The 12,139-nt window shown below is 68.2% G+C and carries 7 protein-coding genes; 3 read left to right on the plus strand and 4 right to left on the minus strand.

The annotated features are described in order from the left end of the window. From VGJ96_14920 to VGJ96_14930, 3 genes are all read right to left on the minus strand, one after another. Complete coding sequence (locus VGJ96_14920; protein HEY3288411.1) at positions 1 to 1,026, minus strand: HlyD family secretion protein; 1,026 nt, start codon at positions 1,024 to 1,026, stop codon at positions 1 to 3. A gap of 63 nt (positions 1,027 to 1,089) precedes the next feature. Then, entirely contained in the window at positions 1,090 to 2,427 is a 1,338-nt protein-coding gene (locus VGJ96_14925) for a TolC family protein (GenBank protein ID HEY3288412.1), read from the minus strand. Next, positions 2,424 to 3,080, minus strand: coding sequence for a TetR/AcrR family transcriptional regulator (locus VGJ96_14930; protein ID HEY3288413.1), 657 nt, complete (start codon positions 3,078 to 3,080; stop codon positions 2,424 to 2,426). Before VGJ96_14930 ends, VGJ96_14925 begins: the two co-directional genes overlap by 4 nt. Before the next feature lie 273 nt (positions 3,081 to 3,353). Here VGJ96_14930 and VGJ96_14935 point away from each other — a divergent pair, with 273 nt between their 5' ends. From VGJ96_14935 to VGJ96_14945, 3 genes are all read left to right on the plus strand, one after another. Next, on the plus strand, positions 3,354 to 5,252 hold the full coding sequence (locus VGJ96_14935) for a CocE/NonD family hydrolase (GenBank protein HEY3288414.1): 1,899 nt from the start codon (positions 3,354 to 3,356) through the stop codon (positions 5,250 to 5,252). 139 nt (positions 5,253 to 5,391) lie between these two features. Then, positions 5,392 to 8,637 carry a hypothetical protein gene (locus VGJ96_14940; GenBank protein HEY3288415.1) on the plus strand — a complete coding sequence of 1,082 codons (3,246 nt, stop codon included), beginning with the start codon at positions 5,392 to 5,394 and terminating at the stop codon, positions 8,635 to 8,637. After that, positions 8,634 to 11,954: a glycoside hydrolase domain-containing protein gene (locus tag VGJ96_14945; GenBank protein ID HEY3288416.1), complete on the plus strand. Its 3,321-nt coding sequence runs from the start codon at positions 8,634 to 8,636 to the stop codon at positions 11,952 to 11,954. The genes VGJ96_14940 and VGJ96_14945 overlap by 4 nt, the downstream gene beginning before the upstream one ends. Here the strand turns inward: VGJ96_14945 and ccoS are convergent. Next, the gene (gene ccoS, locus VGJ96_14950; protein HEY3288417.1) at positions 11,928 to 12,122 is read right to left on the minus strand and encodes a cbb3-type cytochrome oxidase assembly protein CcoS; all 195 of its coding nucleotides are present in this window, start codon (positions 12,120 to 12,122) and stop codon (positions 11,928 to 11,930) included. The two genes, VGJ96_14945 and ccoS, sit on opposite strands and share 27 nt — an antisense overlap. Positions 12,123 to 12,139 lie beyond the last annotated feature (17 nt).

Consider the following 12,139-nt stretch of genomic DNA (forward strand, 5'->3'; position numbering starts at 1 on the left):
TTACTTCACCTGCACGTTCGCGATGACGCTCATGCCCGGGCGCAGCGGCCGATCCGGGCCGCAGCCCTTGGTGACGGCGATTCGCACCGGTACGCGCTGCACGACCTTGGTGAAGTTGCCGGTCGCGTTATCGGGAGGGAGCAGCGCGAAGCGCGCGCCGGTGGCCGCGCCGAGGCTCTCGACCTTTCCCTCGGCCGCACAGCCGGGATAGGCGTCGACTTCGAGCGCAACCGGCTGCCCGACCTTCATGTCGGAGAGCTGCGTCTCCTTGAAGTTCGCCGTAACCCAGCTGTTCAGTGCGTCAACGAGGGTGAGGAGCGGCTGACCCGGCGAGACGAGCTGTCCGACTTCCACCTGCTTCTTGGACACGACACCGGTGAGCGGGGCGCGGGCGCTCGTGTACGAGAGCTGCAGCCGGGCATTGTCGAGCGCCGCGCGCGCGGCCGCGAGCCGCGCCTGCGCGAGCCGCGTGCCGGCCTGCGCGCCGATGTACTGCGCATCCGCCGACCGCGCCTGCCGCTCCACCGCCTGCAGGGCGGCGTTCGCCTGGTCAAACGCCGACTGCGCGGCGTCGAGCTGCTGACGGCTGACGATCTGCCGGCCGACGAGTTCCCTGGCACGCGCCAGATCGGCGGTCGCCTTGGCCACCTGCGCGCGCGCGGCATCGATCTGGGCGGCCACGACCTGCTGCTGCCCTTCCGCGCCCTTGAGTTGCGCGCCGGCCTGGCCGGTGGCGCCGGCCACCGAGGCGGCCGCGTCGTACTCCGCCTGCGCCTGCACCACGCGCACCGCGTACTCGGTGCTGTCGATGCGAACCAGCAGGTCGCCTTCCTTCACCGGCTGGTTCTCGGCCACGGCGAGCTGCGAGACGTAGCCGCCAACCTTGGCGAGCACCGGGACAATGGAGGCATCCACCTGCGCATTGTCCGTGCTCTCGTGCGCGCGGCGGTACATCGCGGTCTTGCCGACCCAGAAGAGGACGCCGGCGGCGGCGACGATGATGATTGGGATAAGAGGCTTCTTCATACGATTGATGATTGGGAATTCGGATTGCGATCCACGATTGCGATCAGTGATTGCGACTTGCGATTACGGCAGTTCGGTGACGGTGCCCTCGGCGCGCGCGAGTGTGACGCGCGCGGTCTGGTATGCGGCGCGGGCGTCGACCACTTGCGTGCGCGCGGCGTTGATGCCGAGCGAGGCAGTGATGACGTCGGCGTTGCCGGAGACGCCGGCGGTGAAGCGGGCGCGCGCCTGCTCCAGCTCCTGCTGGGCGAGCGCGAGGCGGTCCTCGGCGGCGGCGAGCATCTCGCGCGCCGTGTTGAGATCGAGAAGCGCGGTGCGAACGTCGATGGCAGCCTGCGCCTCGAGATCGCGACGGCGGGCATCGGCCTCGCGAACCGCGGCGCGCTGCTCCTGCACGCGCCCCTCGCGGCGGAAGCCGTCAAAGATGGGAATCGAGACCTGCAGGCCCCAGCTGTAGGTATTCAGCAGGTGCGCGCTCGATGGGCCGATGGCCCCCTGGTCGCCGAAGAGGCCGAGGGTGGGGAGGCGTTCGAGGCGCGTGGCCGCGACGTTGCGCTCGGCGGCGACCTTCTGCTCGTTCGCCGCGCGAATGTCCGCGCGGCGCGCAACGGCAATCCGGGTTCCTTCGTCGACCGAGGGAAGCGGTGCGCCGACCGGCAGCGCGAAGAGCGAGTCGCTCAGCACGAGCTCTGCCGCGGGGTCGATGCCGGCAATGCGGCGCAGGTCGAGCCGCGCGCGATCGCGGTCGGCGCGCGCGCCGATGAGCTGCGCGTGCGCCAGCGAGAGCTGGCTGCGCGCGCGCGTGACGTCGAGGGCGACCCCCACGCCGGCCTGCAGCTGCTCGTTGGCGATGGTGAGGAGTTCGGCGGCCAGCGTCGAATCGGCGAGCCGGGCGCTGAGTACGGCGTCGGCGCGCGCCGCGCGCACATAGGCATTCGCAGCAAGCGCGGCCGCCTGATCGCCGGCACCAGTGGCCTCGGCTTCGGCGACGCGCACCTGCTGGCGCACGGAACCCAGCTTCGCGGCCACCGAGAGGTCGAGCAGGTTGGCTTGGGCTCGGCCGCGCAGGTCGAGGACCTTGACCGGCGGGAGGATCACCCCGTTGGGATCGAAGTACGGCCTGCCACTCGGATCACGGAACGAGAAGCCGAACGTGGCCGTGTTCATGTTCCGTTCGCTTTCGCCGGCGGCCGCCGAGAGCGTCGGGAAGAGCAGCGACCGTGCCTGGCGGACGCGGGCATCGGCCTGGTCGATGCGCGTGCGCGCGATGACGGCGGCGCCGCTCTGCGTGGCCGCGAGCCGAGCCGCGCCGCCGAGCGTGAGCGTGACGGGAGATTGCGCGGCGAGCGCCGCGGGGAGCAGCACGAGCGCGGCGGGGAGCAGATGACGTGACAGGTTCATGAGGTCGGGCCGGTGAACGCGGGATTTCGAAGCGCGGCGAGCGCGAAGTCGACGATGGTGTCGATCAGCTCTCCGCGATCCGCCTGCTGGTATTCGGGACGGATGGAGCCGCTGGAGATCCACTGGCGATGCATCACGACGAGGGCGTTGACGAGGCCCACGGCGCGACGAGGATGGATGGGGCGAAACTCGCCGCTGCGGACGCCGCGTTCGATGACCTGCTGCAGCATCGCCCAGTTGCGATCGATGACTTCGCGATTGTAGAACTCCAGCAGTTCCGGGTGCCGCGGCAGCTCGGACATCAGGATGCGATACCACCGGTCGAAGCGCGGCTGCGCGGTGAGCGCCCAGCGGCGGCGCAGCGTGCGTTCCAACTCATCGCTGGCGGAGCCGGGCGGCGACGCCGACTCCGCGTCAGTGAGCTGCTGACCGATGGTATGCCGCACCACGGCCTTGAAGAGCTCTTCCTTTGAAGGGAAGTAGAGATAGATGGTGCCCTTCGAGACGCCGGCGCGATGCGCGATATCCTCGAGCTTGGCGGCCGAGAATCCGTGCTCGGAGAACGTCTCGAGGGCCGCGTCGATCAGTTGCGTGGGGCGTTCGTCGGGGAGACGGCGCCAGCGCGGATCCGGAGCGGCTTCAGTCGTGGACATTCAGAACCTTCATCAAATGACTCACGGGTCATGTACAGGAATGGAAAGGCTGGGCTCGTAGCCCAGCCTTACTGACTGGTTAGTAAGTTAATAACACTCAGCGTGCTGTCAAGATAGGGAGGCTCCCCGGCAGATGGCTTACTAATGGTCGTCAGGCGACGCGATTGTGAGCCCGAGCGCCGCAGCGGAGGCTGTGGGACGAGCACCGCTACCCCGCGACTGGATCTCGACGCACATTCGGTCTGACTTCTCGACCCTTTCACCTCGGTCGCCATGCGCCTTGCCCGCACGTTTTTCGCGCTTCTGCTGCTCGCCGCGCCCGCCCTGCCGGCACAGGAATCCGACGCCGCGTTCATCAAGGCGAACTACACCAAGCACATCGCGCGCATTCCGATGCGCGACGGCGTGAAGCTGTTCACCATCTACTACGTGCCGAAGGATGCGGGCCCCGGGCGCACTTACCCGATGGTCATGGAGCGCACCTGCTACTCCATCGCGCCGTACGGCGAGAACGAGTACCCGGCGCAGCTCGGCCCCAACCGGTTCATGATGCGCGACAAGTACATCGTCGTGTACCAGGACGTGCGCGGCCGGTTCATGAGCGAGGGGAAGTGGACGAACGTTCGCCCGATCATCGACCACCCGTCGGGACCGTCGCAGATCGACGAGGCGACGGACACATACGACACCATCGAGTGGCTGCTCAAGAACGTGCCCAACCACAACGGACGCGTGGGACAGTGGGGGATCTCGTACCCGGGCTTCTTCACGACGGCCGGCATCCTCTCGCGCCACCCGGCGCTCAAGGCCGCGTCGCCCCAGGCGCCGGTGACGGACTTCTACTTCGAGGACTTCCACCACAACGGCGCGCTCACGCAGGGCTACTTCTACACCTACCCGGTCTTCGGATTCGACTCGCCCACCGGGCCGACGTCGCAGCCGTGGTTCTTCAGCAAGATGATTCAGGAAGGGCTCCCGGCCGACTACGACTTCCAGCTCCGGTTGGGCGCGCTGAAGCACACGACGGAGCGCTACTACAAGGACAACTACTTCTGGCAGGAACTCGTCGAGCACCCGAACTACGACGCGCACTGGCAGGAGCGTGCCATCGCGCCGCACCTGCGTGACGTGAAGGCCGCCGTGATGACCGTCGGCGGCTGGTACGATGCCGAAGATCTCTACGGCCCGCTCAAGGTCTACAAGACCATCGAGCAGAAGAACGCGGGCATCTACAACACGCTCGTCATGGGGCCGTTCCGCCACGGCGGCTGGGCGGCGCAAGGCGTCGTGCACACGCTGCACGGCGACATCTGGTTTGGCGATTCGCTCGAGACGAAGTTCCAGCGCGACGTCGAAGCTCCCTTCTTCCAGCACTTCCTGAAGGGCGCGGGGGACGGCAAGACCGGCCTGCCCGAGGCGTACATGTTCGACACGGGCAAGAAGGAATGGGTGCGCTTCGCCAAATGGCCGGCCGACCATTCGCAGTGGAAATCGCTCGCGTTCCAGGCCGGCGGGAAGCTCGGCCTCGACGTGGCGCCGGACACGGGCAGCGACTCGTACGTCAGCGATCCGGCGAAGCCGGTGCCGGGGCGGTGCGTGGGCCCGAGCATCGAAGGGTTCACCATGTACCAGTACATGAGCGACGACCAGCGCTGCTTCAGCACGCGTCCGGACGTGCTCACGTACGAGACCGAGCCGCTCGCCGAGGACGTCACGCTGGGCGGCGAGATCAAGATCCGGCTTCGCGTGGCAACGACGGGAACCGATGCCGACTTCGTGGTCAAGCTGGTGGACGTCTACCCGCCGACTGAAAAGGACCATCCGTACCTGCCGAGCAAGAACATCCACCTGGCGGGCTACCAGCAGATGGTGCGCAGCGAGATCATGCGCGCCCGCTGGCGCGATGGCTTCGAGACGCCCAAGGCGCTCGTGCCGGGCGAGGTGACCGAAGTGCCGTTCGCGCTGCAGGACGTCCTGCACACGTTCAAGCAGGGGCACCGCATCATGGTGCAGGTGCAGAGTTCGATGTTCCCGGTCTTCGACCGCAACCCGCAGAAGTTCGTGCCGAACATCTTCACGGCGGATGACAGGGACTTCATCAAGGCGACGCAGACGGTCTACCGTAACAGCAGCATCCAGGTGCAGGTGCTGGGAGCGGAACTCAAGCCATAGCGGCCGGCCGATGGGGCGAGGGGCGCGACGACATTCCGTCGTCGCGCCCCTCGTTCGCTTGGCGGTGATCGCGCCGCCACACTTACCGCGCCTGCCGGGCCGGCGCAGATTTTCCGCGTCACCCTCGCTCGGGACTTCCATGTCATCTCGCCACTTCTCCCTCGCTGCCGCGGCGCTGCTGTCGCTCGCGGCGTTTTCGTTTTCAGCCGGCGCGCAGCAGGGCAAGCGTGCGCCAGCTCCCGCACCGGCGGCCGCCACCCCGTCGGCGGACGCGTGGAAGGACCTGCATTGGCGCAACATCGGCCCGGAAGGGAATCGCTTCTCGGCGGCCGCGGGGATTCCCGGCGACCCGCTGACGTACTACGTGGGCGCCGCCTCGGGCGGCATCTGGAAGACGACCGATGGCGGCACGAACTGGCGACCGCTCTTCGACGCGCAGCCGGTGCAGAGCATCGGGTCCATTGCCGTCGCGCGTTCCGACAAGAACGTCGTGTGGGTGGGGACGGGCGAGGGAAAGATTCGCAGCCACATCTCGGTGGGGCAGGGCGTCTACAAGTCCACCGATGCCGGTGAGACGTGGCAGTTGATGGGGCTTGAGAAGACCTCGCGCATTCCGCGCATGGTCGTCCACCCCAGCGATCCCAACACGGCGCTCGTCTGCGCGCTCGGTCACGCCTACGGCCCGCAACCGGAGCGCGGCGTGTACCGCACCACCGACGGCGGCGTCTCGTGGACGCGCGTGCTCTTCGTGGACGAGAACACCGGCTGTTCGGACCTGGCGATGGATCCGTCGAACCCGCGCGTGCTCTTCGCGGGAATGTGGCAGCTCGAGATCCACACATGGGGGCGCACCAGCGGCGGCCCCGGCGGCGGGCTGTTCGTGTCGCGCGACGGCGGCACCACCTGGACGCGGCTCAAGGGGAATGGCCTTCCCACCAAGCCCGTGGGCAAGGTGGCGGTGGCCATTGCCAACTCCAACCCGCAGCGGGTCTATGCGCTGATCGAGACGGGTGACGGCCTCCCCTGGAACGGCGAGCCGACGGAAAGCGGCCAGCTCTGGCGCTCCGATGACGGCGGCCGTCAGTGGACGCTGATCAGCCGCGATCGCAACGCGATGGGGCGCGCGCACTATTACTCGCGCATGGCCGTCGCCACCGATGACGAAGACGAGGCGTATTTCCTCACGAACGGATTCGCCAAGTCGATCGACGGCGGCCGCACTCTTACGACGCTGCCGCGCGGCCTGGCGCCCGGCGGCGACCATCACGACATCTGGATCGACCCGACGAACGCCAACCGGATGATCGTGGCGCACGACCAGGGGCTCTCCATCTCGCAGAACCGCGGCAAGACGTGGTACCGCCAGCGCCTCACCAACGCGCAGATCTACCACGTCACCGTGGACAACATGATCCCGTACAATGTGTTCGGGAACAAGCAGGACGAGCCGACGTACCGCGGGCCGAGCAACAGCCGGCTGCCGAGCGGACGCATCGCCCGCGGGCAGTGGCATGCCGTGGGCGGCGGCGAGAGCGGATGGGCCACGCCGGATCCGGTGGACCCGAACATCATCTGGTCCACCGCCTCGGGGTCGGGGATGGTGGGCGGCATCGTCGTGCGGTTCGAGGAGAACCGGCGGCAATTCCGCACGGTGGAGATCTGGCCAAAGCAGTCGAACGGACCGGCTGCCGGGGTGAAGTACCGCTTTGTCTGGGATTCGCCGCTGCAGATCTCGCCCTGGGACCACAACACCATCTACGTCGGGAGCCAGCACATACACCGCACGCGCGACGGCGGGCAGAGCTGGCAGGTGATCAGCCCCGATCTCACGCTCAACGACCGCAGCAAGATGGGAAGCTCCGGCGGCTTGACGCCCGACAATATCGGCGTCGAGTATGCGGGGGTGGTGTACTCCATCGCGGAATCGGCCAAGGAGCGCGGGTTGATCTGGGCCGGGACCAACGATGGCCTGGTGCACGTGTCGCGCGACACGGGCGCGACGTGGACCAACGTGACGGCGAACATCCCCTCGCTGCCGGTCTGGGGATCGGTGCGCAGCATCGCGCCCTCGAAGTACGATGCCGCCACGGCGTATCTGGCGGTGGACTTTCACCAGATGAACAACCGCGACCCGTTCGTCTACAAGACGACGGACTACGGCAAGACATGGAAGGCGATCACCAACGGACTGCCGCGGGACAACCTGAGCTATGCGAAGGTCATTCTCGAGGATCCGGTGCGCCGCGGCCTGCTCTACCTCGGCACCGAGAACGGCATCTACGTCTCGTTCGACGCCGGCGAGCAGTGGATGCCGCTGCAGGCCGACCTGCCGCACGCGCCAGTGTCGGGGATCGTGGTGCAGGAGCACTTCAACGATCTCGTGATCTCAACCTACGGCCGCGGCTTCTACATCCTCGACGACATCGGGCCGCTGCAGCAGCTCACGCCCGAGGTCACGAACGCTGCATCGCACCTCTTCGCGCCGCGCGCGGCCTACCGGTTCCGGACCATCACGGCGCCGTCGTCGTCGTACGACGACCCGACGACGGGTGAAGATCCGGCGTACGGCGTGAGCATCAACTACTGGCTGAAGGCGCCGGCGGAGAAGGCGCCGGTAATCACGATCCTCGACGCGCAAGGGCGCACGGTGCGCACGTTGCGCGGCACGAACAGCGCCGGCATCAACCGCGTGACGTGGGACCTGCGCGACGAGCCCAGCCGGGAGACGCGCCTGTACACGAGTCCGCGTTACGCGCCGTACATCGCCGTCGGCCCCGAAGGGCGCGTCGCGCCGGGAACCTCCACGCTGTCGCTGCTCGTCGCGCCGGGGACGTACACGGTGAAGCTCGCCGCGGGCGGCGCGGAGCAGACGCGGTCGCTCGAGGTGCGCAAGGATCCGAACACCGCCGGCAGTGCGGCCGACCTCGTTGAGCAGACGCGCATGCTCGAGGCGATCCGCGCCGACCTGAACAGCGGGGCGTCGGCCGTCACGCGCGCCGAAGTCGTGCGGGCCCAGCTCGCCGCGCTGCGGCGTGTGGCCACCGACGCCGAGGTGCAGCGCGCCGCGGATGCGCTCGACACGAAGCTCGCCGACGCCGAGATGCCGCTGGTCGACCTGCGGCAGACCGGCGGCGGACAGGACGGCGTGCGCTTCGCGGCGGCGCTGCTCGCCAACCTCGGGTATCTCGCGAACGGCCTGGCCGGCGGCGACTTCCGTCCGACGAACCAGCAGGTGGAGGTGCAGGCGCTGCTGAAGGATCTCGTGCGCACGAACGTCGGCGCCATCGAGGCGCTGTTGTCCAATGACCTTTCCGCGTTCAACGCGATGCTGAAGGCGAAGAACGTGCCGAACGTGATCAGTGGCAACGCGCCACCGGTGCCGTGACGACGGCGCTGGTCCAAGTAGGGCGACAATTTTGGCGTGCCCGCGTCGCCGCGCTCACTGCGGCGGGCGCGGCCGCCGCGACCCTCGCGGTGATCTCGGCTATGATGGCCTGCTCACCGCGCGTGGTCGTGGTGCCAACTGGACGCCCGGCACCGGCGACGGTTGCCGCGGCGCCCGCCGACGGACTGCATCCCGAGTTGACGCTCGTGGATGTCGCTACGCAGGGAGATGGTGACTGGCTGCGCTACCGCATCCCGGCGCTGACCGTCGCCCCCAACGGCAATCTGCTCGCGTTCTACGACGGGCGGCCGAGCATGCAGGACCTGCCCTCCCCCATCTCGTTGCTCATGCGCCGCTCGACCGATGGCGGGCGCACGTGGCAGGCGCCGCGAATCATCCGGTCGGCACCCGCTCCCGCCGGATTCGGCGATCCCTCGGCGCTGGTGGACCGGATGACGGGCCAGGTGTTCGTCTTTCATGCCGCGTCCATCGACGCCGGCTTCGGGAGCTCCACGACGGGGAGCGACGACGCCGATCCCAGGGTGCTGCACGCCGACTACGGCGTGTCGAGCGACAACGGCGCCACGTGGACCTACCGGCGGATCACCGCCGAGCTGAAGGCAGGCCACGCCGACTGGGCCGGCCTGTTCGCGGCGTCGGGAGAAGCGATTCAGATCCGGCGGGGACGCTACGCTGGCCGGCTGATCCAGCAGTACACGGTGCGCATCAAGAACAGCAATTATGCGTTCAGCGCCTACTCCGACGACCACGGTGCGACGTGGCACACGTCCGAGCCGGTGGGTCCGGGGGCCGACGAGAACAAGACGGTCGAACTGTCGGACGGGCGGATCCTGCTCAATGCGCGTGCCGCACCATTTCGCCTGATCGCCTTCTCGTCCGACGGCGGCGCCACGTACACGACGCTGGCGGCCGACACCGCGCTTCCCGACCCGGGCAACAACGGGTCGATCATTCGCGCGTTTCCGGATGCCGACCCGGCGGATCCGCGCGCTCGCATGCTGCTCTTCTCGAACGCTGCCAATCGGCAGGTGCGCCGCGACCTCACCGTGCGGTTAAGCTGCGACAACGGCGCCACCTGGCCCGTGAGCCGCATGGTCCAGACGGGCGCCGCCGCCTACTCCACGCTCACGCCGTTGCGCGGGCCCGATGGCCGACTCGGCGGTCGGTACGGCCTTCTCTATGAGCGAGACGGCTACCGTTACATCTCCTTCACGAGTTTCACGCTCGAGTGGCTGGGCGGCGGTTGCGGGGCGACCGCCACCGGTGCGCGCGAAGCGGCGGCTACGGCAAGCACGTCGACGCAGTCTACCGCATCGCTCGCGCTGCGACCCGTGATCGACGCCATCTACCCGAACGATCCGCCAGGCTTCCTGGGCGATCGCATTCAGCCGTGGGTCGAGGTGATCAACACCGGCACCGCGTCGCTGACGGACATCGCCATCACGGCCACCAAGGCCAGCGGCACGTGCCGATTTCAGTCGCTCGTCCCAGGCGCCACGACGGTCTGCCGCAACAACGCGCCATACCGGATCGTCACGGCGGCGGATCTCGCGGCCGGTTCGTGGGCGCCCGTCTTTCGCGCCACCGCCCGCGCGGGCGCGGCCATCATCGAGGGGAGCGCGGCGCTGTTTCCGGTGGAGTTGATCGAGCGACGCACCGCGACGCCACGCCATGCCACCACGTGGGTACCGACCGGCGTCTTCGAGTCCTCGTCGTTCGTTCGCGTGCCGCGAGTCGGCGCGCCGGGCGAGGCGCTCGCCGATGGCGCGCGGCTCGACCTGCTGGTGCCGCGCAACTCCCGGACTTCAGCGCAGCTGGTTGTCACGGCACCGGCTGAATTGAATCAATTGCGCGTCGATATCGGACCTCTCGTCTCGCGGTCGGGCACGAAGCTGCCAGCCACGACCGTCGAAGTCCGCTATCCGGACTACGTCGTCGACCTCGAAGCCGGCGGCCTGGTCGAGGACCCGCTTCGCGCGATGGCGTCGGTGGATGTCGAGGCCGGACGCAACCAGCCGGTCTGGATCACTGCGCGCGTGCCGGCCGCCGCTCGCCCGGGGATTTATGGCGCCGATGTCGTGGTGAAGAGCGCGGCGGGAGTCATCGGACGCTACCGCCTGCAGCTTGCAGTGCCGGAGGCGACGATGCGTCGCGTCGCCGACCGGCCGTTCGTGCTGGATCTCTGGGCGCACCCGGACGCGGTTGCCGATTACCTCCGCCTGAAACCGTGGAGCGACGCCCACTTCGCCGCGCTCGCCCCCTATTGGGCCGATCTCGCCGCAACCGGGCAGCGCGTCATCAACGTGGCGATCACGGAGGATCCCTGGCTGGTCGATCATCAGGGGACGATTCGCGCGCAGACCTGGAGTCCGTACCGCTCGACCGTCGATTGGCATTGGGACGGCGCGCGCTTCGCCTTCAACTTCGACGTATTCGACCGGCTCGTCAGCGATGCGCTCCGGGCCGGCATCGGCCCCGACATCCATGCATTCGGGCTGCTGCAGTTTCAGGGGCGGGATCGCATTGCGTACACCGACACGCGAACCGGAGAGCGACGGTCGGAGACCGTGGCGCTGGAATCGCCGCGGTATCGCGAGGCGTGGACGTCGTTTCTCGCGGCCTTCGAACAGCACCTGCAAGAGAAGGGCTGGCTTGAGCGCACGCGCCTGGCGTTCGACGAACAACCGCTGGCGCGGATGACTGCCGTGTTCGATCTGCTGCGCGCCGCCGGTCCGGCGTGGCCGAATCGCGTTGCGCTCGCGGCCAACTCGCTCGCCGAGGGCGACATCGCTCAGGTCATCGCCTTCAACTTCGCGTTTCTCGATCGCGTGCCGCAGGCGCTGATCGACCGCCGTCGCGCCGCCGGCCGCCGTACGCTGTTCTACACGTGGGCCGAGCCCGTCGCACCCAACACGATTACCGGGACGCCGCCGTACAACCTGCGCACGCTTCCCTGGGTGGCGGCGGCGCGCCACCTCGACGGCTACCTGCGCTGGAGCTACAACTCGTGGCCCCGTGACGTCTACGAACAGCCGAAGTTCCGCTATGCGCAGGGCGACGAGTATCTGGTGTATCCGGGTGCCGACGGACCGGTTTCGTCCATTCGGTGGGAACTCTTCCGTGATGGACTGGAGGATGTGGAACTGCTCGATCTGGCCGGGAAACAGACCGGCGGCAGCGCTCGTGCCGCCGAGGCGCTGGCAGCCGTGAACGCCGTCGGGTCGAGCGCGTCGGCCAGCTGGGCGTCGCTCGTCGCGCACCGCGCGCGCTTAATCGCGGCGCTCGCGCGGCCCTGAGTCCGTTTCGCTGGACTGCTTCGTTTCGCTGACTTCGTCGTGCAGCGCGCGCATCGCCGGCGTGTCGAGGTCGTCGAACTGCCCGCGCCGCGCCGCCCAAACGAAACCCGCCACCGCCACGAAGACGACGAGCAGGGCCAGCGGAAGAATCAGGTACAACACGCTCATGGGGCCGGCTCGGTGCG

The organism is Gemmatimonadaceae bacterium (assembly GCA_036504815.1).
Taxonomy (GTDB): Bacteria; Gemmatimonadota; Gemmatimonadetes; order Gemmatimonadales; family Gemmatimonadaceae; genus PNKL01.

Coding starts and splice junctions, on each gene's coding strand:
- VGJ96_14920 (HEY3288411.1), bottom strand. CDS start 1,026: ATGAAGAAGCCTCTTATCCCAATCATCATCGTCGCCGCCGCCGGCGTC.
- VGJ96_14925 (HEY3288412.1), bottom strand. CDS start 2,427: ATGAACCTGTCACGTCATCTGCTCCCCGCCGCGCTCGTGCTGCTCCCC.
- VGJ96_14930 (HEY3288413.1), bottom strand. CDS start 3,080: ATGTCCACGACTGAAGCCGCTCCGGATCCGCGCTGGCGCCGTCTCCCC.
- VGJ96_14935 (HEY3288414.1), top strand. CDS start 3,354: ATGCGCCTTGCCCGCACGTTTTTCGCGCTTCTGCTGCTCGCCGCGCCC.
- VGJ96_14940 (HEY3288415.1), top strand. CDS start 5,392: ATGTCATCTCGCCACTTCTCCCTCGCTGCCGCGGCGCTGCTGTCGCTC.
- ccoS (HEY3288417.1), bottom strand. CDS start 12,122: ATGAGCGTGTTGTACCTGATTCTTCCGCTGGCCCTGCTCGTCGTCTTC.